The 25,891-nt window shown below is 70.4% G+C and carries 24 protein-coding genes and 1 pseudogene; 12 read left to right on the top strand and 13 right to left on the bottom strand.

The window, feature by feature from the left end; genetic code table 11:
* Positions 1–38 precede the first annotated feature (38 nt).
* Complete coding sequence (locus tag K344_RS22870) at positions 39–629, top strand: hemerythrin domain-containing protein (RefSeq protein WP_051361924.1); 591 nt, start codon at positions 39–41, stop codon at positions 627–629.
* A 36-nt stretch (positions 630–665) separates the two neighbouring features.
* Here K344_RS22870 and K344_RS23345 read toward each other — a convergent pair whose 3' ends face one another.
* On the bottom strand, positions 666–842 hold the full coding sequence (locus tag K344_RS23345; RefSeq protein ID WP_084197021.1) for a DUF3606 domain-containing protein: 177 nt from the start codon (positions 840–842) through the stop codon (positions 666–668).
* A gap of 146 nt (positions 843–988) precedes the next feature.
* On the opposite strand from K344_RS23345, the gene K344_RS0105295 reads away from it, so the two are divergent.
* Complete coding sequence (locus K344_RS0105295) at positions 989–2,308, top strand: PQQ-dependent sugar dehydrogenase (RefSeq protein WP_043113832.1); 1,320 nt, start codon at positions 989–991, stop codon at positions 2,306–2,308.
* A gap of 6 nt (positions 2,309–2,314) precedes the next feature.
* On the opposite strand, the gene djlA is transcribed toward K344_RS0105295, so the two are convergent.
* The gene (gene djlA / locus K344_RS0105290) at positions 2,315–3,070 is read right to left on the bottom strand and encodes a co-chaperone DjlA (protein ID WP_028079784.1); all 756 of its coding nucleotides are present in this window, start codon (positions 3,068–3,070) and stop codon (positions 2,315–2,317) included.
* A gap of 104 nt (positions 3,071–3,174) precedes the next feature.
* Between djlA and K344_RS20365 the strand changes: the two genes are divergently transcribed.
* Positions 3,175–4,059 carry a YihY/virulence factor BrkB family protein gene (locus K344_RS20365; protein WP_051361923.1) on the top strand — a complete coding sequence of 295 codons (885 nt, stop codon included), beginning with the start codon at positions 3,175–3,177 and terminating at the stop codon, positions 4,057–4,059.
* Here the strand turns inward: K344_RS20365 and K344_RS0105280 are convergent.
* A complete protein-coding gene (locus K344_RS0105280; protein ID WP_028079783.1) occupies positions 4,043–4,936 on the bottom strand; it encodes an alpha/beta hydrolase in 894 nt (297 codons plus the stop codon). The two genes, K344_RS20365 and K344_RS0105280, sit on opposite strands and share 17 nt — an antisense overlap.
* 152 nt (positions 4,937–5,088) lie before the next feature.
* Here K344_RS0105280 and K344_RS20360 point away from each other — a divergent pair, with 152 nt between their 5' ends.
* Together K344_RS20360 and K344_RS24930 are read left to right on the top strand one after the other, a co-directional pair.
* Positions 5,089–5,448, top strand: coding sequence for a glycine zipper 2TM domain-containing protein (locus K344_RS20360; RefSeq protein ID WP_245586118.1), 360 nt, complete (start codon positions 5,089–5,091; stop codon positions 5,446–5,448).
* Between the two features lie 135 nt (positions 5,449–5,583).
* Positions 5,584–5,721, top strand: a pseudogene (locus tag K344_RS24930) (zinc-binding alcohol dehydrogenase family protein); the annotation flags it as partial.
* A gap of 34 nt (positions 5,722–5,755) precedes the next feature.
* Here the strand turns inward: K344_RS24930 and K344_RS0105270 are convergent.
* Positions 5,756–6,208, bottom strand: coding sequence for a hypothetical protein (locus K344_RS0105270; protein WP_028079782.1), 453 nt, complete (start codon positions 6,206–6,208; stop codon positions 5,756–5,758).
* A 180-nt stretch (positions 6,209–6,388) separates the two neighbouring features.
* Between K344_RS0105270 and K344_RS23865 the strand changes: the two genes are divergently transcribed.
* Positions 6,389–7,144 (top strand): hypothetical protein, encoded by a 756-nt coding sequence (locus K344_RS23865; RefSeq protein WP_028079781.1) that lies wholly within the window; start codon positions 6,389–6,391, stop codon positions 7,142–7,144.
* 15 nt (positions 7,145–7,159) lie between these two features.
* Here K344_RS23865 and K344_RS20355 read toward each other — a convergent pair whose 3' ends face one another.
* Entirely contained in the window at positions 7,160–9,769 is a 2,610-nt protein-coding gene (locus tag K344_RS20355) for a hypothetical protein (protein ID WP_245586117.1), read from the bottom strand.
* A gap of 372 nt (positions 9,770–10,141) precedes the next feature.
* Here K344_RS20355 and K344_RS24790 point away from each other — a divergent pair, with 372 nt between their 5' ends.
* On the top strand, positions 10,142–10,264 hold the full coding sequence (locus K344_RS24790) for a hypothetical protein (RefSeq protein WP_281169424.1): 123 nt from the start codon (positions 10,142–10,144) through the stop codon (positions 10,262–10,264).
* A 131-nt stretch (positions 10,265–10,395) separates the two neighbouring features.
* Here K344_RS24790 and K344_RS0105250 read toward each other — a convergent pair whose 3' ends face one another.
* Both K344_RS0105250 and K344_RS0105245 read right to left on the bottom strand, forming a co-directional pair.
* On the bottom strand, positions 10,396–13,263 hold the full coding sequence (locus K344_RS0105250) for a serine/threonine-protein kinase (protein WP_028079780.1): 2,868 nt from the start codon (positions 13,261–13,263) through the stop codon (positions 10,396–10,398).
* Complete coding sequence (locus tag K344_RS0105245; protein WP_028079779.1) at positions 13,260–13,823, bottom strand: ECF-type sigma factor; 564 nt, start codon at positions 13,821–13,823, stop codon at positions 13,260–13,262. Before K344_RS0105245 ends, K344_RS0105250 begins: the two co-directional genes overlap by 4 nt.
* 144 nt (positions 13,824–13,967) lie before the next feature.
* On the opposite strand from K344_RS0105245, the gene K344_RS0105240 reads away from it, so the two are divergent.
* Positions 13,968–16,022, top strand: coding sequence for a DUF8696 domain-containing protein (locus K344_RS0105240; protein WP_157622780.1), 2,055 nt, complete (start codon positions 13,968–13,970; stop codon positions 16,020–16,022).
* Between the two features lie 69 nt (positions 16,023–16,091).
* On the opposite strand, the gene K344_RS20350 is transcribed toward K344_RS0105240, so the two are convergent.
* The gene (locus K344_RS20350) at positions 16,092–18,347 is read right to left on the bottom strand and encodes an acyl-CoA dehydrogenase (protein ID WP_043113829.1); all 2,256 of its coding nucleotides are present in this window, start codon (positions 18,345–18,347) and stop codon (positions 16,092–16,094) included.
* A gap of 257 nt (positions 18,348–18,604) precedes the next feature.
* Here K344_RS20350 and K344_RS0105230 point away from each other — a divergent pair, with 257 nt between their 5' ends.
* Positions 18,605–19,222, top strand: coding sequence for a TetR/AcrR family transcriptional regulator (locus K344_RS0105230; protein WP_028079777.1), 618 nt, complete (start codon positions 18,605–18,607; stop codon positions 19,220–19,222).
* Between the two features lie 48 nt (positions 19,223–19,270).
* On the opposite strand, the gene K344_RS0105225 is transcribed toward K344_RS0105230, so the two are convergent.
* The 3 genes from K344_RS0105225 to K344_RS0105215 are packed head-to-tail and all read right to left on the bottom strand — an operon-like array spanning position 19,271 to position 21,168.
* A complete protein-coding gene (locus tag K344_RS0105225) occupies positions 19,271–19,924 on the bottom strand; it encodes a LysE family translocator (RefSeq protein WP_051361921.1) in 654 nt (217 codons plus the stop codon).
* Positions 19,911–20,504 (bottom strand): GNAT family N-acetyltransferase, encoded by a 594-nt coding sequence (locus K344_RS20345; RefSeq protein ID WP_051361920.1) that lies wholly within the window; start codon positions 20,502–20,504, stop codon positions 19,911–19,913. Before K344_RS20345 ends, K344_RS0105225 begins: the two co-directional genes overlap by 14 nt.
* On the bottom strand, positions 20,494–21,168 hold the full coding sequence (locus tag K344_RS0105215; protein WP_028079775.1) for a glutathione S-transferase N-terminal domain-containing protein: 675 nt from the start codon (positions 21,166–21,168) through the stop codon (positions 20,494–20,496). The genes K344_RS20345 and K344_RS0105215 overlap by 11 nt, the downstream gene beginning before the upstream one ends.
* A gap of 72 nt (positions 21,169–21,240) precedes the next feature.
* Between K344_RS0105215 and K344_RS0105210 the strand changes: the two genes are divergently transcribed.
* From K344_RS0105210 to K344_RS0105200, 3 genes are read left to right on the top strand one after another with little or no spacing between them, the layout of a single operon-like run.
* The gene (locus K344_RS0105210) at positions 21,241–21,957 is read left to right on the top strand and encodes an RNA polymerase sigma factor (protein WP_245586116.1); all 717 of its coding nucleotides are present in this window, start codon (positions 21,241–21,243) and stop codon (positions 21,955–21,957) included.
* Positions 21,954–22,421 carry a hypothetical protein gene (locus K344_RS0105205; protein ID WP_028079773.1) on the top strand — a complete coding sequence of 156 codons (468 nt, stop codon included), beginning with the start codon at positions 21,954–21,956 and terminating at the stop codon, positions 22,419–22,421. The genes K344_RS0105210 and K344_RS0105205 overlap by 4 nt, the downstream gene beginning before the upstream one ends.
* Before the next feature lie 29 nt (positions 22,422–22,450).
* On the top strand, positions 22,451–23,326 hold the full coding sequence (locus K344_RS0105200) for a DUF4097 family beta strand repeat-containing protein (protein ID WP_169729248.1): 876 nt from the start codon (positions 22,451–22,453) through the stop codon (positions 23,324–23,326).
* A gap of 71 nt (positions 23,327–23,397) precedes the next feature.
* On the opposite strand, the gene K344_RS22865 is transcribed toward K344_RS0105200, so the two are convergent.
* Positions 23,398–24,141 (bottom strand): hypothetical protein, encoded by a 744-nt coding sequence (locus K344_RS22865; protein WP_051361918.1) that lies wholly within the window; start codon positions 24,139–24,141, stop codon positions 23,398–23,400.
* A gap of 168 nt (positions 24,142–24,309) precedes the next feature.
* Positions 24,310–25,887 (bottom strand): bifunctional phosphoribosylaminoimidazolecarboxamide formyltransferase/IMP cyclohydrolase, encoded by a 1,578-nt coding sequence (gene purH / locus K344_RS0105190; RefSeq protein ID WP_028079771.1) that lies wholly within the window; start codon positions 25,885–25,887, stop codon positions 24,310–24,312.
* Positions 25,888–25,891 lie beyond the last annotated feature (4 nt).

The following is a 25,891-nucleotide window of genomic DNA, read 5'->3' as shown; positions in this document are numbered from 1 at the left end:
CGCCGATATCCATGTCTTCGCGCCGGAGGAAGCCCGTCATGTCGCCACCCCGCCGTCTGATCACCGACGCTCTCGCCACCGATCACCGCGCACTCGAAGCCCTGTTCGAGGCATTGCGCGGCATCCCCAGCCGCGATGCGGCGTCGCGCGTCGCCGTCTTCACGCGCCTGCAGGCCTTGCTGCAGGCGCATTCGCGCGCCGAGGAAGAAGTCGTCTACCGCGCGCTGCGCGCGCGCGTGCCGGACGACGAGGCGCCGCAGGCCGCTTACGAAGAGCACCATGTCGCCGACCTGCTGCTGCAGGAACTGGCGTCCGGCTGTCCGGGCGGTGCGCGCTGGTCGGCAAAACTGCGCGTCCTCGAAACGTTGCTGGACCATCACATCAAGGAAGAGGAGACCGGCAGCTTCGCGCTGATCGACGAGCACTTCAGCGCCCTCGAACAGGCGACCATGGCCGAGGAGTTCCGCGCGCTGAAGCACGAGCCCGTGGAAAAGCTGCTCGCGCCGCTGCGCCGCGCGACGCCCGCCTTCGCCGGCCGCGCCAGCATCGGCGTGCAGAGCGCCGCCGGACGCTATCTGCGCCGCGGCGAGCTGCGCCTGCGTCGTGCGCTGCGCACATCGCAGGCGTAAGCGCCGCGCGCCGGCGCGGCTTTGCCGGTGCGCCGCCTAACGGCCGAGCGCGTTGCGCACGGCGCTCACCGAGGTGCCGACATGCTCGACGATCTGCCGCAGTCGCGCCTCGCTGACGTCGAGCATGCGCGTCCAGTAACGCACTTCGTGGGCCTCGTGAACGTTGATGCGCTGATCGTCGGGCGCGTGGCCTTGCTGCTTGTCGTCGCTCATGGCGCTCTCCTCGCTTTGCCTGCTTCGAGCATCGTCGCCGGCACTGAGCCGATGCTGAATCGCGTCTTCAGGCTCGACTCAGCGCGAGTCGCCCATCCTGAAGCGCTGTCGGTGCCGGGATGCAATGGATCAGGGAGGAAGCCGATATGTCACCCCAAGTCTCGACGAGCGCGGCGCTGCTGACCGCCCTCTGCGTCTTGAGCGCCTGCGGCGGCAGCGCGCGCTTGAGCGTCGAAGAAGGCAGCGGCCCGAATCCGCGGCTGCCGGCGCCCGAGGATTCGCTGCTGCCCGTGATCAACATCGCGCCGGCGGTGGGCTGGGCGGTCGGCCGCAAGCCGCAGGCCGCGCCGGGCCTGGCGGTCGAACCCTATGCCGACGGCCTCGCGCATCCGCGCTGGCTGTATGTGCTGCCCAATGGCGACGTGCTGGTGGCGGAGACCAATGCGCCACCGAAGCCCGAGGACAGCCGCGGCCTGCGCGGCTGGGTGATGCGGCGCGTCATGGGCAAGGCCGGCGCGACGACGCCGAGCGCCAACCGCATCACCCTGCTGCGCGACAGCAACGGCGACGGCGTCGTCGACCTGCGCAGCGTCTTCCTGCAGAACCTGAATTCGCCGTTCGGCATGGCCCTGGTCGGCCAAGACTTCTACGTCGCCGACAGCGATGCCGTGCTGCGCTTTCCCTACCAGGAAGGCCAGACGCAGATCGTCGCGCCGGGCGAGAAACTCGTCGATCTGCCAGCCGGCCCGCGCAATCATCACTGGACGAGGAACCTGATCGCCGCCGCCGACGGCCGCAAGCTCTACGTCACGGTCGGCTCGAACAGCAATGCCGCGGAGAACGGCATCGAGGCCGAGCAGGGCCGCGCCGCCGTCTGGGAGGTCGACACCACCAGCGGCGCGCACAGGATCTATGCCTCCGGCCTGCGCAATCCGAACGGTCTGGCCTGGGAGCCGCGCACGCGCACGCTGTGGGTCGTGGTCAACGAGCGCGATGAAATCGGCAGCGACCTGGTGCCCGACTATCTCACTTCGCTGCGCGATGGCGGCTTCTACGGCTGGCCGTACAGCTACTACGGCGCGCACGTCGATACGCGCGTGCGGCCGCCGCAACCGGCGCTGGTCGCCCAGGCGATCGTGCCGGACTACGCGCTCGGCCCGCATGTCGCGGCGCTCGGCCTGGCCAGCGCCGCCGGCAACACGCTGCCGCCGGAATACGCGGACGGCATGTTCATCGGCGAGCACGGTTCCTGGAACCGCAAGCCGCACAGCGGCTACAAGGTCGTCTTCGTGCCGTTCGCCGACGGCCGGCCGCGCGGCATGCCGCGCGACGTGCTGGCCGGCTTCCTCAGCGGCGAGGGCGAGGCCTACGGCCGTCCGGTCGGTGTCGCGCTCGACCGCCAGGGCGCGCTGCTGGTGGCCGACGACGTCGGCAACACGGTGTGGCGGGTGACGGCGGCGCCTTGAGCCGCACTACGCGGCGGCGCGCGTGCGTTCGAGGAGTTCGTAGGCGGCGGTGATCTCGCGCGTCTTCTGCTCGGCGAGCGCGCGCATGCTTTCCGGCAAGCCCTTGGCCGCCAGCTTGTCCGGATGGTTCTGGCTCATCAGGCGCCGATACGCCTTCTTCAGCTCGGCGTCCGACACCGAGGGTTCGACGCCGAGCACGCGATAGGCATCGGCCACCTGATCGCGCGACGGCGCGCGGCCGCTGCCGCGCAGCAGCGCCTCGAGCTGCGCGACCTCCGCCGCACTGAGGCCGAGGCCGCGCGCGACGCGCGTCAGCATCTCGCGCTCGGCGGGATGCGCCTCGCCGTCGGCGGCGATCGCCGACAGCTGCATCTGCAGGAACATCTGGTGCAGCACGCGCTGGCCTTGCGCCAGCTGCGCGAACGCGCGCACCTCGGCATCGAGATCGAAGCCCGGCGCCTTGCCGCGGTTGAAGGCGCGCTTGGCCGCCTCGCGCGCTTCACCGTACAGGCGCAGGCGATCGAACATCGCCTCGGCGATGCGGATCTCGTGCTCGCTGACGCGGCCGTCGGCCTTGCAGACCGCGCCCATGACCGCGAACGTCGATTCGAGGAACTGCGTCTGGATGCGCCGCGCCGCGCCGAGCACCGAGCCGCGCGCCGAGCGCGTCAGGAACCAGGCAAGGAGGCCGCCGGCGAGTGCGCCGGCCCAGCCGCGCACGGCGAAACCGATCAGGCCGCCGATCAGAACGAAGACATTCATATGCGAATTCTAGCGTGGTCGGGTCGTGGTTCGCGGCACGTGTTCATCGCCGGTGCAGCGTGGCGGCGCTCTGATGAAGGCCGGCCCCGCTCAGGCGCTCACGCATGACGCTGTCGCCCGCCACCGCATCGGCTCGCCTGCGCGATCTGCGCGCGCTTGGCACGCGCGCGCTCGCCGCCTGGATCGACGACGGCGCGGCGAGCATGGGCGCGGCGCTGGCCTTCTACACGGTGCTGTCGATGGCGCCGGTGTTGCTGATCGTCATCGGCGTCGCCGGCCTGTTCTTCGGCGAGGATGCGGCACGCGGCGCGCTGATGGCGCAGATCGGCGATCTGCTCGGCCGCGACGGCGCCAGTGCCGTCCAGTCGGTGCTGGCCAGCGCCGCGCGCTCCGGCGGCGGCCTGGCGTCGATGGCGATCGGCTTCGCCACGCTGTTCATCGGCGCGACCACGGTGTTCGCCGAGCTGCAGTACGACCTCGACCGCATCTGGAAGTCGCCGCGGCAGCGCCACAGCGGCGTGCTGGCGTACTTGAAAGCGCGCCTGCTGTCGTTCGGCGTGATCCTCGGCGTCGGCTTCCTGCTCGCCGTGTCGCTGGTGCTCAGCGCGGCGATCAGCGCCGTGGCGACGATCTGGGGCGGCTGGCTCGGCGGCGCGCTGCTCCTGCTGCGCATGCTCAACGCGGTCGCCGGGTTCATCGTCACCACGGCGCTGTTCGCGCTCATCTACAAGGTGCTGCCGCGCGTGCAGCTGCGCTGGCGCGACGTCATCGGCGGCGCGGCGATCACCGCCCTGCTGTTCGCGATCGGCAAGCTGCTGATCGGTCTCTACATCGGCCATGCCGCGTTCATGTCTTCGTTCGGCGCCGCCGGCACGCTGATCGCCGTGATCGTGTGGGTCTACTACTCGGCGCAGATCTTCCTGCTCGGCGCCGAGTTCACCTGTCAGCTCGCCCTGCGCGACGCGCCGCAGGCTACGGTCGCACCGTGATTGCGGCGTCGCGCAGATGGCGGTCGAGGAAATCGAGGGCCGCGTCGACGGCCGCGCCGTCGCTGAAGAAGGCCGTGTAGTGGCCGCGGCCGCGCAGGATCATCAGTTCGTTCGGCACCTGCGCCTCATCGAGCAGCGCATGGTAGGCGCGCGCCTGCTGCAGCGGCACCAGCCGGTCGACACCGCCATGATAGAGAAACACCGGCGGATCGTCGGCGCTGACGTGGCTGACCGGCGAGGCGGCGCGGAACGCGGCGGATTTCTCCTCGAAGCGGCCGCCGATGAACTGCGGGACCAGCGTGCCGCCGGCGAACTGCGTCAGGTCGGTCGGCGTGCCGCCCGCCACCACCGCGGCGATGCGCGTGCCGGGCTCGTAGAGCGCATCGCCGGGGCCGATGCCGCCGAGCAGGGCGGCGAGATGCGCGCCGGCCGAGTAGCCCCAGGCGCCGATGCGCCGCGCGTCGATCGCATGGTCGGAAGCGTGCGCACGCATCCAGCGCACCGCGAGCTGCACGTCGCGCAACTGCGCCGGAAAGGTGTAGCGCGGCGCGAGGCGGTAACTGGCGGCGACGGCGACATAGCCGTGCGCGGCCAGCGTGCGCGCGACGGCCGCGAGCTGCGTGCGATCGCCGGCGCGCCAGCCGCCACCGTACAGCACCAGCACGGCCGGGTAGGGGCCATCGCCGCATGGCCGGTAGATGTCGGCCGGCAGAGGCTGCGGCCAGTCCGCCGGCGAGACGAGCACGTCGCGGACGACGCTGTAATCGGTTTTCAGCCGCGGCGCCGCCGCCGTGTCCGGCTTGCCCAGATGTGTCGTGCAGGCTGTCGCCAGCAGAGCGGCGACGAGTGCCGTGACGATGCGAATGCGGTGGCGCATGGATCTCCCCTGTCGTATTCCCATACGCGCCGCCGACGCCGGCGGATGCGCGTCCTGAACCGCGGCTGATCGCCATGATCAGTTTCGATTCATCGCCAGCCTCTAGCGTGCCCCTCGAGGCGCGCGATGCGCCGATGCATAGGAGTATGACGATGAACAACCTGACTGCGGGTATTGCCGGTGGTGTCGCCGTTGTGGTCGTGGCCGGCTCGGCCATGGTGTTTGCTTCGCATGCGAAGAAGGACGATGAGCTCGCGTCGCGCACCGAATGCAGCACCGAGCGCGTGGTGACCAACAAGGAATGGGGCACGCACGCGGTGGCCGGCACGGTGCTCGGCGGCGTGGCCGGCGGCGTGCTCGGCCACCAGATCGGCGGCGGGCACGGCAAGGACGTGGCGACGGTTGCCGGCGCGGCGGGCGGCGCCTATCTCGGCAACAAGGTCGCCAAGGACCAGTATCCGGATCAGGAAGTCAGCTATCGCGAGCGCTGCCGCGAGGTGCCGTCCGGTTGATCCGCGAGCGCGGCCGGCCGGCGCGTCGCCGGCGCCGCGCGTATCCGGCGCCGCTCCGCGCGCCGCGGCGGCGTCGAGCGCGCTCTGCACGATGCGGCCCATGCGCGAGCGCTGCGGGTGGTCGCCGACGGCGATGCGCGCCTGATCGGCGCCGGCGTGCTGCGCACGGTGCTCGCCGAGCGTTACGGCCGCACCGATGCCGCCAACCTCGGGCGCGCGCATGCGCTCGTCGCAAGCGGCACGGCGCGCGGCAGAATCGTGCTGGAAGGGTTCCAGACGCGCGCGCCGGCGCCGCCGCGTCCGTCATTCATTTCGCGGCGCAACCCGCGAGCTCGCTGTAGCCGGCGGCGAAGTCCTGCAGGCGGATGCGCCGGTATAGCGGGCCGCGGCTCGATTCACCGCCGATCTTCACGCGCTTGTTGCTCGAGAAGCCGGCCATTTTCTCCGGCGGAATGGCGGCGATGATCTTGCGGCTGCTGTTCGACGAACCGCTGAGGTGGACTTCGGTGCCGTCGTCGAAGCTCAGCTTGATGCCGGAGCCGCCGATGAATTCGTAGCTCGATTCGAGCACCAGGGTGTTCGGTCCGGTGAAGCTCACGTTCAGCGCGTCGCGCTGCGGATCGAGGCGCAGCACGCAGGCGCCGCCGCTCTTGTCGAGCACGAAATGGTTCTGGTCCTCGAGCAGCGCCTGCGACGGCAGCGCGGCGAGCAGCAGGGCAAGGCCGCCCGCGCGGGCGAGTAGGGTTCTGAAGCGCAGCATGAGAGTCTCCGGGTGAATGATGGCCGTGCAGGCCATGGGCGCCGGCAGCGTCGCCGGCCTGGATCGCGCCCTTGCGACCTCGCTTGCACGGCAATGTACATGCCAAGCGTCCGCCATGCGGCGGCGCGCGCCGCCTCGCGTTCAGTTTGGCGCCGGCATGGCGCGCGCTAAACTCCGGCCATGCCAGTCCAGCCGCTCGTGTCGCGCCGCGCGCGCGTCTCCCGTCCCTCCGTTCACCGCCGTCTCGCCGCCGCGCTTGCCGCCGCGCTGCTGCTCGGTGCCTGCGCCAGCGGCTACCGCACGCCCGGCGCCGCGTTCCGTTTCGACGACGGTCCGGCGGCCGGCGCGACGGCCGGCGGCGCGCTGCTCGACTTTCCCGCGCACCTCGCGCTGGTGCGCGTGCAGGCGGCCGGCTATCGCTCGTTTTCGGCGCAGGCCTACGGCAAGGGCCGCTTCGGCGTGCTCGCGCCGGCCGCCGACGCGACGGCGCTGTCGGCCATCGGCCACTGGTCCGGCGTCGCCGACGTGACGACCCTCGACGCCGACGCGCTGCCGCCGACCTTCGATTCGATCGAAGACCTGCGCTTTGCGGCGGCCAAGCTCGGCGCCGATGTGCTGCTGGTCTATTCGATCGGTACCACGTTCGAGATCGACGGCAAGGCGGTGCCGGCGCAGTCGCTGCTCAAGCCCGGCGCGCCGCCGGCCGCGCCGGCGCGGCTGCGCGCCGAAGCGAGCGGGCAGTTCATCGACGTGCGCAGCGGCCTCGTCAACGGCGCGGCCAGCGGCACGGCGAGCGTCGACGATCTTGCCGCCAGCTGGAGCAGCGCCGCCGCGCTCGACGCCAGGCGGCTCGATGCCGAGCATGCGGCCTTCCAGACCCTGCTCGCCGACGCGCAGCAGCGCTGGACGGCGATCGCCGCCGCCGGCGCGCACTGATTCCGCGCCGCGGTCCTATTGCGGCTGCGGCTGCGGCTGCGGCTGCGGCTGCGGCTGCGGCTGCGGCTGCGGCGGAGCCGGCGACGTCGGCGAGGGCGCGGCGGGCGGCGCCGTCGCTGCGCCCTCGGCACTGGCGTCGGCGTCGCGCCTGGCCCTGGCCGCGGCGCGCGCCTGCTCCTCCGGCGTCGGCGGCAGGGCCTGCACCGGCAGGCTCACGGCGCTGATCAGGGAAGGATCGTCGCGCAGCTTCACGTACAGGCGGCCATCGACCGGGCGCGGCACGAGCATCGTGGTATCGGTGAAGCCGTGCGGTACCGGCGCCGGGTGCGTGAAGGCGGCGTCGCCGGCCACCGAATCGATGAGGAACAGATCGCTGCCGCTGAGCTTGCAGGCGAGTTCGACGCTGGCCGGGCAGGTCAGGGCCTGCAGCGAAGGCAGGCGCACCAGCGTGACCAGCGGCTGCCAGTCGCTCGCGGTGCCGCCGACCACGGTGCGGAACTGCAGCGGACCGAAGGCCGACGCGCCGAACATCTTCGCCGGGTCGAGGGTGACGACGGCGACCTTGCCGTTCTCCAGGCGGACGCCGCCGTTGGCGATGTTCAGCGTGGTCGCGAAAGCCTGGTCGAAGGAGGCGACTTCGATGCTCTGCTCGCGCGTGAACGTCGCCGGAATCTGTGCGCGTATCGAGAAGGTGAGACGGGCGTCCTGCGGCAGCTGTTCGGCGCCGACCAGCTCGATATGGCTGTCGCCGCTGGTGCGCGAGGGCTGCACGCTTTTGCCGATCAGCGTGACCTGCGGCCGCGGCGCGTCGATCGTCACGTTGAGGCGCACCACGCGGCCGTCCTTGAGCGTCAGCTGCGCCGGCAGCGCCGTGCCGGCCTTGAGGGTGGCGGCGGCCTGCGTGTCGCCGGTCGCGAGCGTCAGGCGGTCGCTGCCGCCGTCGGTCTTCAGTTCGCCCGGCGTGAAGACGATGCCGCCGAGCGTCAGGCTGGTGACGAGGTCGAGGCGGTTGCCGCTCAGCACGCCGCGCGCATCGCCGGCGTGGATGGCGAAGCCGTCGAAGCGGCCGGTGTTCATGTACGCCTTCAATGCGATCGGCAGCGGCTGCTCGGCTCCGTACTGCGAGACCAGCAGCGTCATCGGGCCGGGCGGCGTGTCCTGCAGCGGCAGCTTGACCTCGACCTGATGCGGCGCGACCACCTTCCACTCGGCCTTCAGCTCCTTGCCGGCGGGGTCCTTGAGCATGATGTCGTCGACGCAGCTGACGCTGTCGGCGGTGAGATGGATGACTTCCTGGCGACCGACGAACAGCGCCTGGTCGTCGCTGTCGGCGAGCGACCAGCTCTTGGCGTGCGTGTTGCGCAGCTGGAAGCCGGGGCCCTGGTAGGGCTCGAAGCCCCACCATCCCTGCAGTGTGGCGCGCACCGTGTCGCCGAGCGCGGCGCCGTGCAGGCTCGTGGTGTCGACGACGTAGCCGCCCTGCATGCCGTCGGCGTGCGCCGGCAGCTGGATGGTCTTGCCGTCCTTGCCGGTCACCGCCAGCGTGATGGCGTGCGCGTAGTCGGTCGAGAAGGCCAGCGGCGCGCCGTCGACCGGCAGCACCAGCTGGTTGCGGCTCGCGCAGTAGATCTCGTCGGGATTGACCGCGTGCAGCGGCGGCAGGCGCGCCTGTTCGATCGCCGGCAGCGCGGCGACCAGCACCGACTTGGGGTCATGGAACGAGGGCGGCGTGTTGAGCATCAGCTTCAGCTTGCTGCCCTCGTGCCGCGCCAGCGCCGGGATGTACTGGTACAGCGCGGTGTGGAAGGAGTCGAAGATGCGCGCGATGTCGACGATCGACGAAATGTAGGGGCTGTAGTAGCCGTAGCCGGCTTCCGGCGTGGCGCTGGCGGCGAGCACCAGATCGGCGCCCGGGCCGCTGGTCAGCGCCTCGACGATCGAGGTGCTGTGGCCGTCGCTGAGGATCAGCGATTCCTGGCCCTGCATCAGGCAGGGCGCCTGCAGCTCGGGAATCTTGTCGAGACACTTGTCGTCGACCTTGATCGCCAGGCTGCGCGCCAGCAGCGGCGCGACGTCCTTGAGCCGGTACGGATCGTTGGCGCTCAGGTAGCGCACGGCGTCGATGTAGCGGTCGAGCCGTGAGCGGTCGAGCGCGGCCTGATTGAGATCCTGCGTGGCGCGCACAAAGGCGCCGGGCCGGCCGCGCACGGCGCTGATCAGCGTCTGCACGTCGCCGCCGCTTTCCGGCGCCAGGAAGATCAGCACCTGCTGCGCGCCTTGCGGGATGGTGATGTTGAGGCCGTCGCGGCCGCAGCGCTCCTTCCACACGCGGCAGGGATAGAACCAGTCGTCCGGCGGCGGATTGGTGGCGCCGCGCAGGAAGGCGGCGACCATCACGTAGTGCGCGGACTGCGTCGCCGGCAGCGCCGGCTTGATCCACAGCTGGTCGCCCGCGGCCAGATTCGGCACCTCGGCGGCCGGCAGGATGCTGGTGCCGCGCTTGACGACAACTTCCAGCGTCGGGCCGACGAGATCGAAAGGGGCCGGCGCGGCCTCGGCGATGCCGCTCAGGATCAGGGCGAATAACAGCGCGCAGCAGCGTAAAACCATATTCGGACAGGACACGAGGCAGGCCAGCCTTGGATGCGAAGCCGCGCCAGGAAGTTCACACGCGCACGGCGCGTCGATTCTCGCACGGCAATCTGAACGCCGGCGGAGCGAGCGCGAGAAACGCAAGCTCGAGCTTGCGTGTCGGCGCCGGTCGGCGCCGCGGCGGTGCGCCGCATGCCCGCCACGGCGAAGCTCGTCGGGGCGGCGCCGGTGTTCGCCGCGCTCGGCGATCCCACGCGCCTGCGCTTCGTCGCTGCGATGAGGGTCCGCAGTCGATCGCGCGGCTTACCGAGGGCGCCGAAGTCTCGCGGCAGGCCGTCAGCAAGCTCTGCGCGTGCTCGAGGACGCTGGTCTGGTGCGCGGCGAACGCCGCGGTCGCCAGAGCGGGTGGGCCTGGACAAGCGGCGCCTCGCCGAGACGCGCGCGCCGCTCGATCAGATCGCCGGGCAATGGGACGAGGCGCTGACGCGCCTGCGCGGGCTCGTCGAAACCCAGGAGCGTGGGCGGTAGAAACGCGCGCGGCTGCGGCTTCGCCCTTTCGGCCATCTTCGGCGCCGATTTCGGGCCAAGAGTCCCTGCCATTGCCCCAAAATCGCCATCCGAACCTGTCCCGAAACGGCTTTGCCTCGCCTGCACGGTTCCTACCGCCCACGCTCCTGGCCGTCGAGGCCGAGGCGGGCCGCCAGCGCTTCGGCGGCCTGGCGATCGCGCTGCGCGGGCAGCACGGCCTGCCGCAACACCGGCAAGGCCGGCGCGAGCAGGCGGCGGGCTTCGGCGCGATGGCCGCGCCGGCCCAGGATATCGGCGAGCTCGGCGCGGGCGATGGCGATCTCGAAGGCATTGCCGGCCGGCAGCAGGTTCTGCAGCGCCTGGCGTTGCGCGTCTTCGGCGGCCGGCAGGTCGCCGCGCAGCCGCGCGAAGGCGGCGTCGTAGCGCAGGAACAGCGCGGCCAGGCGATAGGTGCGCGCCATGCCGCGCCGCGCCGCGCGCTCGCGCACTTCCGCCAGCAGCCGCTGTCCCTGCGCGGCGTCGCCGGCCTGACGGGTCGCTTCGAGCTTCTCGATGAGCAGACTGACATAGGCCTCGGAATCGGCGCCCTGCGTGCGGCGGACAATTTCCAGCCATGTCTGAAGGCGCGCGGCGGCCTCGCTCACGCGATGGTTTGCGAGCAGGGCATGGACGCGGATGCGCTCGGGCGAGACGCGGAACGGATCCTCGGCACCGACTCCGGCGCGGTCCAGCTCGGCGAGCGACTGGTCGGCGATGCGCAGGCCCTTGGCGTCATCGCCCAGCATCGTTTGCAGCATGGCGATGTTGCTCAGCGAGACCGCGATGTTGCGCGGGCCGGAATGGTCCGCGCGCACGAGTTCGTGCGCGCGCGACATCGCCGTCAGCGCGTCCCGGTAGCGGCCCTGATCGCGCAAGGCCATGCCCAGCGCGCTCCACAGCACGCCGAGCCGCGTGCTGCCGACGCCGCCGGTCTTCTCGATCATGGCGATGGCATCGCGGCTCAGCGTTTCCGCCTCCTGCGCCCGGCCATCGAGCATCAGGCCCTCGATGCGGTTCCTGAGCAAGCTGAAGCGCAGCGGCGATTCGAGCGGGACGTCGTGGCGGTCGGCGAAGGCTAGGCCTTCTTCGCTGATCGACAGCAGGCGGCTGCGGTCGTTGGTGAAATTGGCGACGCTGCCGAGATCCGAATACAGGCGCAGCATGACGTCGACCGGCGGATTCGGCAGGCGCCTGGCCATGGCCAGCGCTTGTTCGGCGCGCCGGCGGCAGGCCTCCCAGCCGTACTTCTCGACGTGCCCCAGCGTCTGATGCGCCAGTGCGCGCAGTTGCTGTTCCGCATCGTCCGGCGCGAAGCGCTCGCGCAGCGCGGCGGCGCGCTCGGAGGCCGCCACGCTGGCCGCGCCCTGTTCGAGGTTGCCGAGGGCATCGGAATAGACGATCAGATCGTCGGCCAGTGACAGCGCCGCGTCGCGCGTGCGCGGCGCGACAGCGTGCGTGCCGGCGTCGAGCAGTTGCGCGGCGCGCTGGAAATCGCCGACCGAGAAGTACAGGCGGCCGAGCATGCGCTGCACCGGCTGCAGCAGGGCCGGGTCGGTCGTGCTGCGCCGCTCGAGTTGCCGGCGCGCGCTGTCGAGCAGCTGGCGCACGCTGACTTCGCGGCTCAGGGCCTGTTCCGGCGCCGCCGCGGCCAGCGTGTCGGCGAGGAACTGCAGCGATTCGCGCGCCCGCGCGCTCTCCCGCTGCGCCTGGCGTGCCTGCCACAGCGAGACGCCGGTGCCGGCGAGCAGGGCGACCGTCACCGCCGCCACGGACGCGGCGAGCAGGCGGTTGCGGCGCAGCCAGAGCCGCGCCCGCTCGCGGCGGCTGGTTCTCGCCGCCAGCACCGGCCGGCTTTGCAGCCAGCGCTGCAGGTCGGCGGCGAGGGCATCGACGCTGGCGTAGCGCTGTGCCGGATCGCGCCGCAGGCAGGTGGCGACGATCGTCGCCAGACCGCCGCGCAGCTGCCGGGCGAGATCGGCCGGCCTGCCGGCGCCGCGCGCTTGGAGCGCGGCGTCGCCGGCCCGGGCGGCGGCCTGCGCCAGCGTTTCCGGCGGGCGTTCCATCTGCTGCAGCTGCTTCGCCAGCGGCATCGCCGGCGCGACGCCGAACGGGTGCGAACCGGACAGCAGCACGTGCAGCACGACGCCGAGCTGCCAGAGATCGGTCGCGGTGGTGATCGGCGCGTCGTGCAACTGCTCCGGCGCCGCGTAGGCGAAAGTGGCGGCGCGATCGGGCAGCGCCGTGACGTTGGGATCCTGCAGCTGCTTGACGATGCCGAAGTCGAGCAGCTTGACGCGGCCCGCCGCGTCGACCAGCAGGTTCGACGGCTTGAGGTCGCGGTGGACCAGCAGGTTGCGGTGCGCGTAACCGACGGCGCCCAGCGCCTGCGCGAACAGCTCGACACGAGCGCGCACGCCGAGCCGGCGCGCGTCGCACCAGCGGTCGATCGGCAGGCCGTCGACGTACTCCATGACGAAGTACGGCTCGCCGGCGTCGCTGAAACCGCCATCGAGCAGCGCGGCGATGTGCGCGTGACGCAGCTGCGCGAGCACTTGCCGTTCACGCAGGAAGCGCTCGCGGACGCCCGCTGAAACGCTCGACTGGATCAGCTTCAGCGCGGCGCGCTGCGCATAGGCCCCGTCGGCGCGTTCGGCTTCGTACACCACGCCCATGCCGCCGCGGCCGGCGACCGCCACCAGCCGCCAGGCGCCGATGAGGCGGCCGAGCATCGGATCGTCGCCGGCCGCGGCCCGCAGCGCGATGTTCCAGCGTGCCGCAGGGCCGTCGCCGGCATCGTCGGCACGCGCATCGGCGGCCAGCATGCGTTCGACCCGGTCGCGCAGCGCCGGATCGGCGGCGCAGAGCGCATCGAGCTGCGCGTCGCGCGCGGCGCCGGCGAGATCGGCGACCTGCTCGAAGACCTGCAGCGCGCGGCGCAGGTCCGGGCCGCCGCCGTTCATGCCCCGAGTTCCGCCAGCAGCAGGGCGCGCGCCTTGCGCCAGTCGCGGCGCACGGTGTAGGCGGGCAGCGCCATGATCTGCGCGATCTCGGTCACGTCGTAGCCGCCGAAGCAGCGCAGTTCGACGATCCGCGCCATGCGCGGGTCGACGTTCTGCAGGGCCTGGATGGTGTCGTCCACCGTCAGGATGTCGAGCGCGTCGACGGTCGTGGCGGCCATCGCGTCCTCGAAGCTCAGGGTCGGCGCGCCGGCGTCGCGCTTGTGCGCATGGACGTAGCGGGCGTGATCGACCAGCACCTGGCGCATGGCGCGCGCCGACAGGGACAGCAGGTGGTGACGGTCATGGGCCGAGGGTCGTGCACCGGCGGCGAGCTTCAGGTAGGCCTCGTGCACGAGGGCGGTGGTGTCGAACGCGCCGCGCTCGCGCCCCAGCTGGTGGTGGGCGATGCGTTTCAGTTCCCCGTAAACGGCGGCGTACGCCTCATCCAGCGCCGGCGCGTCGCCGTCCCGCGCGCGCGCCAGCAACTGGGTGATCGATGCCCTGGCAGCCTGCGGCCTCATCGATGCCCCTCCCGGCCTCGGCGGCCGGCTCCATCATCCCAGAAAAATTTTCAGCGGCGTGTACGAAGCGGCGTGTTTTTCCGCATCTGTATCCCTGAACCGGCATTGTGCCGGCACCTCGAGGGAGAGATCGTGATGAAAGGCATGAGCGGGGTCCTGGGCGCCCTGGCATTGCTGGCGCTGGCGGCCTGCGGCAACGGATCGAACGGGTCCGCGCCGGCGGGCGGCGATGGCGACGGCGACCCGCCGGCGGCGACGGCGCCGGCGATCACGACGCAGCCGCAGGCGCAGACCGTCACCGCGCCGGCGCCCGCCACGTTCTCGGTCGTCGCCAGCGGCACGGCGCCGCTGGCCTATCAGTGGCGCAGCTCCGACAACGGCACGGACTGGACCGACATCGCCGGGGCGACGGGCGCCAGCTACGCGACCGGCGCGACCGATACCGGCATGAACGGCCGCTGGTATTCGGCCGTCGTCAGCAACAGCGCCGGCAGCGTGACGAGCAGCGCCGCGCAGCTGACGGTGATCGCCGGTGCCGCCTCCGGCGGGTTGCAGCCGCTCGCCGGCGCGGTGGAGCCCTTCCCGCACCCGCCGGCGCCCCTCGCCGCGACGCCCGTGAACGGCAGCCAGCAGGATCGCGCGATCATCTCCTGGGCACCGGCCGACACCTGGTCCGGCACCGCGGCGCTGACCCACGGCAACGGCACGAAAACGTGGCTGCAATTCCCCGGCGGGGCCTTTCGCGATGAAGTCGGCCTCGTGCTGACCGAGATCACCGATCTCGGCGCGCCGGTCAGCGCCGTGCTGGCGGCGCTCCGGGTCGAGCCTTCCGAGCTGCTCGCCGACAAGCCGATCACCGTCAGCTTCATCATCCCCGACGCGGTGATGGCCGGCGTCGATCGCGACCAGCTGGTGGGCGTGGTGGCCGACAGCGACGGCGCCAACCTGCATCTGGTGCCGCTGCTGAACGGCAACTTCGGCACCGGCCTGTCGCGACCGGCGATGCAGATCGATCACCTCGGCATCGTCGGCATCGCCGTGGCGACAGCGGACCAGCAGGCGGCGCTGGCAGCCGCCTGGCCGACCGACACCGGCGATCAGCTCGCCGCAGCGCTGGCGCCGCTGCTCACCGCGCAATGGCGGGAGGGTGCACAGGCGCTGGCGTCGGTCACCACCGCCAAACGCTCGGCGCGGCCGCTCGCTGCCCGACCGGTCGCCAAGACGGACGAGAGCCCGCAGCTGGCGCCGCTGCGCGGCTATTTCAACGACGTCGTGGTGCCGGCCTTCGCCGCGGCCTATGGCGATCCGGCGCAGATTCCGGCGGCGATCCAGATCGGCTTCAGCTTCCTGCGCAATGCCGCGCTGACCGGCCTCGCGGCGCCGGGCGGTCCGCTGGCGGATGTGGCGAGCGATCTCGAGGGGCGCATCAGCAGCTTGCTCGACACGTATGCGGACTACGTCGCCGAACAATGCCGGAGCATCGGCGGCCCGCCGGAATTGCAGCTGATGCTCGGCACCATCCGCCAGCTGCAGCTGCTCGGGCACGGCGACAAGGCCGCCGAACTCCAGGACATCCTGCCGCAGTGCTCGCGCTTCAAGGTCGGCTTCCGCCAGGACTTCACGCGCAGCGGACGCTGGTCGACCGGCGGCGCGACGTACGACACCAACGAGCACACCATTGTCGAAGGCGAAACGACCGTTGGCCTTAACGAGCCGCAGCTGATTTCCGACCTGCACCTGAGCACGGCGACGCTGGACGAGACGCTCAGCAGCAGCGATGGCAACGGCGGTACCCGCAGCAACCACACCTCCTGGGTACCGGAGGACAACACCTCGCCATGGGGCGTGTGGGGCCTGTCCATTCCCGTGGTCCGCACCAAGAGCGGCACGCCGAGCACTTCACTCTCGCTGACCTTGCACGCCTACGGCCAGGACGCCTACGGCTACCGGCTGATCCCGCTCGAGGTGACGGCGACGGTCCAACGATGGGACGGCCAGACTGCGGTCTATCCCGACACGCCGGTTCTGCTGCCGCTGTCGGTGCCGGCGCTGCCGCTGAATGCCGATCACAGCTACGGACCGATATTGATTCCGCGCAGCGGCAGCGTGAGTTCGCAATCCGTGCGCACGGTTCCCCTTGACGGCGGCTCCGTCAACGAAACCGAGCGCGTGACGGTGACGATCAAACGCGACGACTGACGACGCCAACGCCGTGATGCGACCAGCGGCGGGGCCGCGCCACGAACGGCGCGGCCCTGCCGGCGCGCCTCAGCCGTTGGCGGCCATGCGGTACTCGACGCCGCCCTGGTCGTTGATCACGCCGAAGTACTGTTCCGGCGTGAACACATCGACTTCGATCGCCTCGAGGCGTGCGGCAAGCGCGTCCTTCAGCTGCTGCGCTTCCTTCGCGTTGATGACGCCGGCCTGCACGGCCTGATCGGCGATCTCGCCCGGTGCATGGCCGCGCGGCAGCTTCCTGGCGCGCTGCGCCTGCACGACGCGTTCGTGCAGATCCTGCGTCTGGCTGATCAGCTTGAAGGCGCGCAGCAGGCGGCCGATGCCGAGCCTGGCGTCGCTCGGCAGGAAGACGTTCTCGGCGAGGCGTTCGTACTGCGCGCCGTACTGCTGGATGGTGCGCGCCGCGCGCGCCGACAGCTCATCCTTCGGCGGCGTGCCGACCGGGTTGGCGCGCACCTCGAAGGCGATGATGGTTTTCATCAGCGCGCCGAGCGGACCGTCGAAGTTCGCGTAGATGCCGACGAAGGCCTCCTGCGTCTGCGCCAGCGCGTACTCGCAGGCGTACTGCACGAGCGGCAGATCTTCGCTGCGGCGACCTTCGGCCTCGAAGCGGCGCAGCGCGCCGATCGCCAGGATCTGCCAGGCCAGCGCATCGGCGAAGCGGCCGGTCAGCTTGCCGCGCGCCTTGAGCTTGCCGCCGATCGCGAACATCGCCAGGTCGGTCAGCACGCCGAAGCGCGCCGCCGACCAGCCGATGCGCTTGTAGTACTTGCGCGTCTCCGGCGCGACGTCCGGCACCTTGATGAAGGCGCCGCGCGTCAGCCAGTGCCATTCGGCGCGGGCGATGCCGCCGATGAAATGCGCGATCCAGCCGAGCAGGTTCCTGCGGAACTTCGGCACGTCGTTGTTCTCGACCGCGTGCACGACGTTGAGCGCATACGGATGGCAGCGCGTGGCGCCCTGGCCGAAGATCATCAGCGTGCGCGTCATGATGTTGGCGCCTTCGACGGTGATCGACACCGGCGCCGACTTGTAGGCCATGCCAAGGATGTTGTTCGGTCCCTGCATGACGCCGGCGCCGGAGAACACGTCCATGGCGTCGGTGACCAGCTGGCGACTGATGTCGGTCGTGTAGGCCTTCATCACCGAGGACACGACCGGCGGCTGGATGCCGTGGTCGACCGCCGTGCAGCCGAACACGCGCGCGCCTTCCATCATGTACGACAGCGCCGCGATCTTGCCGATCTTGTCTTCGACGCCTTCCATGTGGCCGATCGAGATGCCGAACTGCTGGCGCACGATCGAGTACGCGCCGACCGTGGTCGCGGCGACGCGCGCAGCGCCGACCGCGCCGGCCGGCAGCGAGACCATGCGGCCGCCGGCGAGCTGCTCCATCAGCATGCGCCAGCCCTGGCCGGCATAGTCGACGCCGCCGATGATGTTGTCGACCGGCACGACCACGTCCTTGCCGAGCAGCGGACCGTTGTAGAACGGATCGCCGATCGGATCGTGGTGATCGCCGCTGGTGAAGCCCGGCGTGCCCTTGTGGATCATCACGCAGCTGATGCCGACGTCCTCGCCCTTGCCGAGCAGATTGTCCGGGTCCTTGAGACGGCAGGCCAGCGTCACCAGATTGGCGATCGGCGCGAGCGTGATGTAGCGCTTGCGGAAGTTCATGCGGATCTTGAGCTGGCCGTCGCTATCGCGGAACACGACGCCTTCGGCCTTGATGCTCGCCGCGTCGGAGCCGGCCGTCGGTTCGGTCAGGCCGAAGCAGGGTACGTACTCGCCGCTGGCGAGCTTCGGCAGATAGGCCTGCTTCTGCGCCTCGGTGCCGTAGTGCTTCAGCAGCTCGGCGGCGCCCAGCGAATTCGGGATGACGACGAAGGTGCCGATGGTCGCGTTGTAGCCGCCGAGCTTGGCCATGATCGTCGAGATCGCCAGGGTCGAGAACTCGAGGCCGCCGTACTGCTTCGGAATCAGGAAGGACATGAAGCCCTTCTTCTTGATGAACTCGATCACCTCGTCGGGAATGCGCTTGGTGCGCTGTATCTCGTAGCGGTCGAACATCGCCAGCAGCTCGTTGACCGGGCCATCGAGAAAGGCCTGCTCCTCGGCAGTCAACCGGCCGTAGGGCTGCGCGAGGATGTTCTCGAAGTCGGCCTTGCCGCCGAAGAACTGGCCGTCGATCCATACCGAGCCGGCTTCGAGCGCCTGGCGCTCGGTGTCGGAAATCTGCGGCAGGATCTTCCTGGCCTGCATCCACTTCATCAGGGCGCTGAACATGGCTACCTCCACATCGTCGAAATGAAATCGTGTCGTCGCGGGCGCTTGCAGGCAAAGGTAATCATAATTACCATTCGCTTCGAGGCAGACGCCCCGCGCACGCCGGTTTGCGCTGCACCACCGGCGTGGCGCGCCTCGGGAATGCCCATCGGGGCCGCGCGGCGTGGGGCAATACCATAGCGTATGGCGCGCTGCGGAAAAAGCCGTAACAAGCATTACTGAATTGCCGGTGAACGAGGTCCTACAGGAGCAGAGACATGCGACGCAGCGATGCCGCGGTCGCCGATCGCGCGCAGCTCGACGCCGCCACCAGGGCGCGTATCGAGCAGGCCGTACTCGAGGTCTTCGCCGAGCGCGAGTTCCATCGCGTCGGGCTGATCGAAATCGCGCGGGCGGCGAACGTCTCGCTGCAGACCATCTACAAGTACTACGGCAGCAAGGAAGCGCTGCTGTTCGTCAGCCTCGACGCCTGGCTCGGCAAGCTCGCGGCGCGCATGCTCGACCACCTGCAGGGCATCGAGGACTACAAGGAGCGCCTGCGCAAGGTGTTCTGGGTGTGCCTCGATTTCTACGAACGCAATCCCAAGCTCATGCAGATGCAGATGAGCTCGGTCTACGTCAACACCTGGCGCAAGCACGAGCAGTTCGACAATCCGCAGCTGTTCGGCACCTTCATGAAGGTGCTGCGCGAAGGCCGCGAGAAAGGCGTGATCACCGACGAGGTCGAGGAGAAGTACGTGCTCGACTTCATCATGGGCACGCTGGCGCGCGTCATCCAGATGCACGTGCATCGCGGCATGAAGGACTCGCTGGTGGCGCAGGCGAATCCCCTGTTCGAGATGCTCTGGCGCGCCATCTCCAAGCCCCGGCCTTAATCCGCCTGCCGCGCGGGCCGATCTCGCACCATCCGTGCTCGCCGTACCTCAGCGATAGAACCACGCGCCCAGCGTGCGCACGCAGACGAAAATGCCTAGCGAAACGAGCACGGCGCCCATCGCCCGGTCGAGGCGATGCGCGTGACGGCGCAGCGCGCGGCGCAGTCCGGCGTGCGACAGCAGCAGGGCGAGGCTCGCGAACCAGCCGAAGGTGGCGAGCGGCAGCCAGAGGCCGAGGGCGAGCATCAGTGTTGTCGACATCGGCGTGCTGACCACGGTGCTGAACAGGGCGACGAAGAACAGCGTCGCCTTCGGATTGAGGACGTTGGTGACGAGGCCGATCGCGTAGCTGCGCCGCCAGCCGCCCGGCGCGGCGCGCGTGGCGTCGTCGCCGGCTTCGGTCAGCGGCTGCGCGCGCAGCGCCCGGGCGCCGATCCAGATCAGGAAGCCGGCGCCGGCCAGCGCGATGCCGTTCAAGGCCGCCGGCCAGGTGCGCAGCAGCCAGCCGAGCCCGAACAGGCCATAGGCGACGTGGAAGACGATGCCGCTGCCGATGCCGGCCGCCGTCCACACGCCGGCGGCGCGGCCGTAGGCGAGCGACTGGCGCGTGACGATCGCGAAGTCCGGGCCCGGGCTGGCGACGCCGAGCGCGTGCGCGGCGGCGACGGCGCCGAATACCGCCAGGCCGCTAGCCGCCGCCACGGCCGGCGTCCTCGTCGTCCCAGCCCGGCCACGGCCCGTCCGGTGCCGCCGGCCGTTCGACGATCTTCGTCTCCTCGTGGTAGCGCACGAGGCCGCGCGCTTCGTAGTTGGCGAGCGCGTGCGGCCCGTCGAGCGTGCAGGTGTGCACCCAGACGCGACGCGCGCCCAGCTCCCAGGCGCGCTCGATGCCGACGCTCAGCAGATGGCCGCCGAGACCGCGGCCGGTGAATTCGCGCATCAGGCCGAAGTAGGCGATCTCGACGTCGTCGCCGGCCTGTTTCTCGAGTTCGATGTAACCGGCCGGCGTGGCGTCGACGTACATCACCCAGGTCTGCAGCTCCGGGCGATCGAGCCAGCGCATCCAGCGCGCATACGACCAGCCGAGGCGATCGCGCCAGTGCCAGTGGCCGCCGACGGCGGTGTACAGGAAGCGGCTGAACATCGGCAGCGCCTGCGCGGCGCGCAGGATCGGCGGCGCCGGCTGCGGCACGCGGGCGCGGCGCAGCGCGCCGGGCGCGCGCATCTCCAGATACCAGGTGGTGACCGGCTCGCGCACGCGCGTCGTCGTCTCAGGCGGCATAGTGCGCGTCGAGGTGATCGAGGATGGCGGCGGACTCGAACAGCGCCGCGCCGGTATTCGGATCGACCAGATACGGCAGCTGCACGTGGCCGCTGCGTTCGAGCAGGCCGCGGCGGTTGCGGCTGCTGCCCTTGGCGCCCTTGAACACGCGATCGCGCCAGGACGGCGCGCCCATGTCGCTGAGCCGGCCCTTGCCGGCGTTGCGCAGCAGATACGGCAGCTCCAGTTCGCAGAGCCGCTCGCGGACCAGGCGCGAGTACGGGCTGGCCTCGAAGCTGTACAGCTCGAGCGGCTGCGCGGCGGCGCGCGAGGCGCGTGCGCGCAGGCCGCCGGCGCGGCCGGTATAGGTGGCGGCCAGATATTCGACGATGTCGGCCGACTCGTAGAGCGTGCGGCCGGTGTTCGGATCGACGAGCAGCGGAAACTGCGCCTTGCCGCCGGCGGCGACCGCGGCCGGACAGGGATAGACCAGCACGTCGAGATCGAGCTCGCTGAGCGTCTCGCGCACCAGCCGGCAGTACGGGCAGGCTTCGATGTCGTAGAGCCGCAGCGGCTCGGCCGGCTGCCGCCCGGCGGGGTGCAGGGCCAGCGTGCCGCGCCAGCCGGCGGCGGTGCTGGCGAGCACGGAGCGGATCACGTCGAGGAAGCGCGGCAGGCGGCGCATGGGCATTCGTTCAGGGGCGGCGCGGCATTTTTAAACGCTTTTCCGCGGCGCCGCATCTATGCAGCACAACATATGGACATTGCGGCGACCATGACGGCGGGCACCTACGATCTCGTGACACCCGCGGCCGCGGCGCTGCCCTGGCCGCGCCGGGCGGATGGCGAGGCCGGTGCTAGGCTGCGCGGTCGCGACGGCCCGGTGGCCGGACAGGGGGTGGACGTGCAGGCGGTCGAACAGCGCGCCGCGGAGACGGACGACGGAGCACTCGTGCAGCGCGCCACGAAAGGCGACGCGCGCGCTTTCGAGCAGCTGTACCGTCGTCATGTCGGCCGCATCTTCGGTCTCTGCGTCCGGCTCGTCGACGGCGACCGCGCCAAGGCCGAGCAATACACCCAGGACGCTTTCGTGCGCGCCTGGGAGAAGCTCGCCAGCTTTCGCGGCGAGGCGCAGTTCGCGACCTGGCTGCATCGGCTGACCGTCAATCTCGTGCTCGGCGAGCATCGTCTGCTGAAGCGCTGGGTGACGTTCGAGGACGCCGCCGGGGAGGCCGGCGACCAAGGCGGCGCGGATTTCGCATCGTCGGAGCATCCGCAGCAGCGCCTCGGCGATCGTCTCGATCTGGAGCGCGCCCTGGCCAGGCTGCCGAAGGGCGCGCGCACGGTATTGATGCTGTACGACATCGAGGGCTACGCGCACGAGGAGATCGCCGCGCTGACCGGCATCGCCGTCGGCACCTCGAAGGCGCAGCTGCACCGCGCCCGCAAACTGATGAAGGAATGGCTGTCATGAGGCACCACACCCAAGAGCCGCGGGACGACGAAGTCGAGGCGCCGATCGCCGGCCTGCGCGAGCTGCGCGTCGACCTCGAACCCGGCCGCGACCTGTGGTCCGGCATCGAGGCGCGCATCGCGCCGCGGCCGAGAAGCGCGGTCTCGGCGAATGCCTGGATGAGCCTTGCCGCCGCGGCCTGCGTCGCGGTGGTGGTCGGCATGGGCGTGCTGCGGCCGCTGCCGCCGGCCGAGGCGCCGTCGACGACCGCGGCGTTCGCCGCGATGCCGGCGGCGAACCTGCAGGCGGTGCCCGGCAGCCGCGCGCTGGTCAAGGCCAATCTGCAGCTGTCGCGCAGCTCGGAGACGCAGATCCGCAAGGCGCTGCAGCAGGATCCGGAGTCGGCCTCGCTGCGGCGCCTGTTGCTGACGACCGAGGCGCGCAGCGACGAGTTGCGCCGCCTGCTGACGGCGCAGGCCACCTGATGATGGAAACGGAAATGCTGGAGTTCGCTATGAAGAAACATGTAGGCGCGATGCTGCTCGGCTTGCTGATGGTGGTGCCGGCCTGGGCGCGCGAGGGTTCGCCGATCAACGAGACGCGGCCGCTGGCGAACGACGGCACGGTCAGCGTCAACAACATCGCCGGCTCGATCGTCGTGCATGGCTGGGACCGCAACGAAGTCGCGATCAGCGGCACGCTCGGCGCCGACGTCGAGAAGCTCGACATCAGCGCCGAAGGCAAGACGCTGAACATCAACGTGCGCTATCCGAGCCGCGTGCGCGGCAGTGTCGACGACACGCATCTCGAGTTGCGCGTGCCGGCGCGGGCGCAGCTGCAGCTCGACGCGGTCAGCGCCGACATCAGCGTCGCCGAAATGAGCGGCGCGATCGCCGCCAAGAGCGTCAGCGGCGACGTGCGGCTCGACGTCGGCAGCGGCGAGATCAACGCCAGCACCGTCAGCGGCGATCTGACCGTCAGGGCGCCGTCGTTCAACACCACGCTCAACTCGGTGAGCGGCGATCTGCGCGCCAGCGGCGTGCGCGGCACGCTCAAGGCCGAGACCGTGTCGGGCGAGCTGGCGGTGCAGGGCGGCAGCTTCCGCGACGTCACGCTGCAGAGCGTGTCGGGCGACGTCAATCTCGACCTGAGCCTGGATGACGCCGCCACGCTCAGCGCCGAGACGCTGTCCGGCGACATCGAGCTGCATCTGCCGAAGGCGCCGAACGCGCGGCTGACGATGAAGACCTTCAGCGGCGCCCTGCGCAACGGCTTCGGCGACGACCGCGACGACGGCGAGATCCGCAAGGTGTCGACCACGCTCGGCAGCGGCCGCGGCAACATCGACCTGCACACCTTCAGCGGCGACATCCGCCTCGAGCGGCGCTGAAGGCAGCGCAGGCGCAAACGAAAAAGGGCGTGGCCGCGGCCACGCCCTTTGTCCTTGCGCCGCGGCGCGTTTCAGTAGCCGGTTTCGTTCGGATCGATCTGCACTTCGAGCACGCGCTGGCCGGTGCTGTAGGCGCTGGTGTTCGAGAAGATGATGCGGCCCTGGCCCTTGTAATGCGCGATCGTGCGATACGAATCGCTGCCCTTGAAGTTGAACGGGATCCAGGCCTTGCCGGTAACGTGCGCATTGCTCGAGGTCGGCGGGCCGGCGATCGCGAAGGCCTGCTGCTGCGACATTTCCGGCTTCACTTCGGTGATCGGCTTGAAGCTGCCGTCGCCGGCCGTCGTCACCGCGGCGGCCCCGCCGCCCTTGGCGGCCGGTGCCGCGACGCTGCTCGCCGCCATGCCGGGCGCGTACTGCTCGCCGTCGGCGCCGCCGAGCGCCTCGGCGGCATTGCCGCAGTACTTGCGCGTCTTTTTGTGCGCCTGCGCGTTGTCGTCGATCTGCTTGAGCGTCGTGTAGTAGCGCTTGTTGCCGGTGGCGGCCAGCGCCTTGCAAGCCCAGGACAGCGCGTCGACGAAGCTGTTGCTGTTCTGCGTCTGGTTCTTCAGCAGCATTTCGGCGAGCGCGTCGGTGACTTCGATCGGTGCCGCATGCGCCGCTTCGATGTTCTGCGACGCCGCGCGGATGCCGCCCGGACTGCCGGAACGGATCTGCTCGAGATTGAACTGATCGCCTGCCGACAGCGCCGCGGTGGCGGCGCCGGCTGCAACGAGACTGGCCGCGGCGAGCGCGGCGAGAACTGCGGATTTCATGAGGTCCCCTTGTCCTGGTGGAAGGCCGGCGCAAAACGCCGACGGCTCCGCAGTCTAGACAAAGCGGCACGCCGCCGTTGTGACATTAGCCTCACGGATTTATCACGGCGCAAGCGAAAAAGGCGCTGCCGGCCTCGATGTCGCAGTGGTGCGCGCGCTGTGCGGCCTTCAGTGCCGGAAGTGACGGATGCCGGTGAAGACCATGGCCATGCCGGCCTCGTCGGCGGCGGCGATCACTTCCGAATCGCGCATCGAGCCGCCCGGCTGGATCACGGCGGTGATGCCGGCGGCGGCGGCGGCGTCGATGCCGTCGCGGAACGGGAAGAAGGCGTCGCTCGCCATCACCGAGCCGGGCACTTCGAGCTTCTCGTCGCCGGCCTTGATGCCGGCGATCTTCGCCGAATAGACGCGGCTCATCTGGCCGGCGCCCACGCCGATCGTCATGCGCTCGCGCGCATAGACGATGGCGTTCGACTTCACGAACTTGGCGACCTTGTAGGCGAACACGAGATCGTGCAGCTCGGCTTCGGTCGGCTCGCGCCGGCTGACGACCTTGAGCTGGTCGAGGGTGACGATCAGATCGTCGCGATCCTGCACCAGCAGGCCGCTCGCGACGCGCTTGTAGTCGAGCGCCGGCGCGCGCGTGGCGGGCCAGTCGCCGCATTCGAGCAGGCGCACATTCTGCTTGGCGGCGACTGCCTGCCGGGCCGCCGCGCTGATGCGCGGCGCGATGATCACCTCGACGAACTGGCGTTCGACGATCAGCTTCGCGGTCTCGCCGTCGAGCTCGCGGTTGAAGGCGATGATGCCGCCGAAGGCCGAGGTCGGGTCCGTGCGGAAGGCGCGCTCGTAGGCGTCCTTGATGCCCGATTCGTTGACGGCCACGCCGCAGGGATTGGCGTGCTTGACGATCACGCAGGCCGGCTTGCCGAACGACTTCACGCACTCCAGCGCGGCGTCGGCATCGGCGATGTTGTTGTAGCTGAGTTCCTTGCCCTGGATCTGCGTCGCCGCGGCGACGGTGCCGGCTTCCGCGTTGCGCTCGCGGTAGAAGGCGGCGCGCTGGTGCGGGTTCTCGCCGTAGCGCATGTCCTGCAGCTTCTCGAACTGCAGGCCGAGGATCGGCGCGAAGGCATCGCGCTTGCCGTCGTCGTGCAGGCTCGACAGGTACGCCGACACGGCGGCGTCGTAGCGCGAGGTCAAGGCATAGGTCTTGGTCGCGAGGCGGAAGCGCGTGGCGAGCGTGGTGCCGCCGGCGTCGATCTCGGCGAGCAGCGCGGCGTAGTCGGCCGGGTCGGTGAGCACCGCGACCCAGGCGTGATTCTTCGCCGCCGCGCGCAGCATCGCCGGGCCGCCGATGTCGATGTTCTCGATGGCGTCCTCGCGCGTGCAATCCGGCCTGGCGACCGTCGCCTCGAAGGGATAGAGATTGACGACCAGCAGGTCGATCGGCGCGATGCCGTGCTGCTGCATGACGTCGCCGTCGATGTCGCGACGGCCGAGCAGGCCGCCGTGGATCTTCGGGTGCAGGGTCTTGACGCGGCCGTCCATGATTTCCGGAAAGCCGGTGTGCGCGGAAACCTCGATCGCCGCGAGGCCGGAGTCGCGCAGCAGCTTGTAGGTGCCGCCGGTCGACAGCAGCTCGACGCCGCGCGCCGCGAGTTCACGGGCGAACTCGACGATGCCGGCCTTGTCGGACACGGAGAGCAGGGCGCGGCGCACGGGCGCGCGGTCGGTGGTGGTCATCGGG

Origin of the sequence: Solimonas soli DSM 21787 (assembly GCF_000474945.1) — a bacterium.
Classification (GTDB): Bacteria; Pseudomonadota; Gammaproteobacteria; order Nevskiales; family Nevskiaceae; genus Solimonas; species Solimonas soli.
Note: the sequence above shows the minus strand (reverse complement) of the source record. Positions and strands in the feature narration are given on the sequence as shown.

What these genes read in the sequence shown, in the direction of transcription:
- K344_RS22870 (WP_051361924.1), top strand. Translation starts at nt 39, where the DNA reads ATGTCGCCACCCCGCCGTCTGATCACCGACGCTCTCGCCACCGATCAC.
- K344_RS23345 (WP_084197021.1), bottom strand. Translation starts at nt 842, where the DNA reads ATGAGCGACGACAAGCAGCAAGGCCACGCGCCCGACGATCAGCGCATC.
- K344_RS0105295 (WP_043113832.1), top strand. Translation starts at nt 989, where the DNA reads ATGTCACCCCAAGTCTCGACGAGCGCGGCGCTGCTGACCGCCCTCTGC.
- djlA (WP_028079784.1), bottom strand. Translation starts at nt 3,070, where the DNA reads ATGAATGTCTTCGTTCTGATCGGCGGCCTGATCGGTTTCGCCGTGCGC.
- K344_RS20365 (WP_051361923.1), top strand. Translation starts at nt 3,175, where the DNA reads ATGACGCTGTCGCCCGCCACCGCATCGGCTCGCCTGCGCGATCTGCGC.
- K344_RS0105280 (WP_028079783.1), bottom strand. Translation starts at nt 4,936, where the DNA reads ATGCGCCACCGCATTCGCATCGTCACGGCACTCGTCGCCGCTCTGCTG.
- K344_RS20360 (WP_245586118.1), top strand. Translation starts at nt 5,089, where the DNA reads ATGAACAACCTGACTGCGGGTATTGCCGGTGGTGTCGCCGTTGTGGTC.
- K344_RS0105270 (WP_028079782.1), bottom strand. Translation starts at nt 6,208, where the DNA reads ATGCTGCGCTTCAGAACCCTACTCGCCCGCGCGGGCGGCCTTGCCCTG.
- K344_RS23865 (WP_028079781.1), top strand. Translation starts at nt 6,389, where the DNA reads ATGCCAGTCCAGCCGCTCGTGTCGCGCCGCGCGCGCGTCTCCCGTCCC.
- K344_RS0105250 (WP_028079780.1), bottom strand. Translation starts at nt 13,263, where the DNA reads ATGAACGGCGGCGGCCCGGACCTGCGCCGCGCGCTGCAGGTCTTCGAG.
- K344_RS0105245 (WP_028079779.1), bottom strand. Translation starts at nt 13,823, where the DNA reads ATGAGGCCGCAGGCTGCCAGGGCATCGATCACCCAGTTGCTGGCGCGC.
- K344_RS0105240 (WP_157622780.1), top strand. Translation starts at nt 13,968, where the DNA reads ATGAGCGGGGTCCTGGGCGCCCTGGCATTGCTGGCGCTGGCGGCCTGC.
- K344_RS20350 (WP_043113829.1), bottom strand. Translation starts at nt 18,347, where the DNA reads ATGTTCAGCGCCCTGATGAAGTGGATGCAGGCCAGGAAGATCCTGCCG.
- K344_RS0105230 (WP_028079777.1), top strand. Translation starts at nt 18,605, where the DNA reads ATGCGACGCAGCGATGCCGCGGTCGCCGATCGCGCGCAGCTCGACGCC.
- K344_RS20345 (WP_051361920.1), bottom strand. Translation starts at nt 20,504, where the DNA reads ATGCCGCCTGAGACGACGACGCGCGTGCGCGAGCCGGTCACCACCTGG.
- K344_RS0105215 (WP_028079775.1), bottom strand. Translation starts at nt 21,168, where the DNA reads ATGCGCCGCCTGCCGCGCTTCCTCGACGTGATCCGCTCCGTGCTCGCC.
- K344_RS0105210 (WP_245586116.1), top strand. Translation starts at nt 21,241, where the DNA reads ATGGACATTGCGGCGACCATGACGGCGGGCACCTACGATCTCGTGACA.
- K344_RS0105205 (WP_028079773.1), top strand. Translation starts at nt 21,954, where the DNA reads ATGAGGCACCACACCCAAGAGCCGCGGGACGACGAAGTCGAGGCGCCG.
- K344_RS0105200 (WP_169729248.1), top strand. Translation starts at nt 22,451, where the DNA reads ATGAAGAAACATGTAGGCGCGATGCTGCTCGGCTTGCTGATGGTGGTG.
- K344_RS22865 (WP_051361918.1), bottom strand. Translation starts at nt 24,141, where the DNA reads ATGAAATCCGCAGTTCTCGCCGCGCTCGCCGCGGCCAGTCTCGTTGCA.
- purH (WP_028079771.1), bottom strand. Translation starts at nt 25,887, where the DNA reads ATGACCACCACCGACCGCGCGCCCGTGCGCCGCGCCCTGCTCTCCGTG.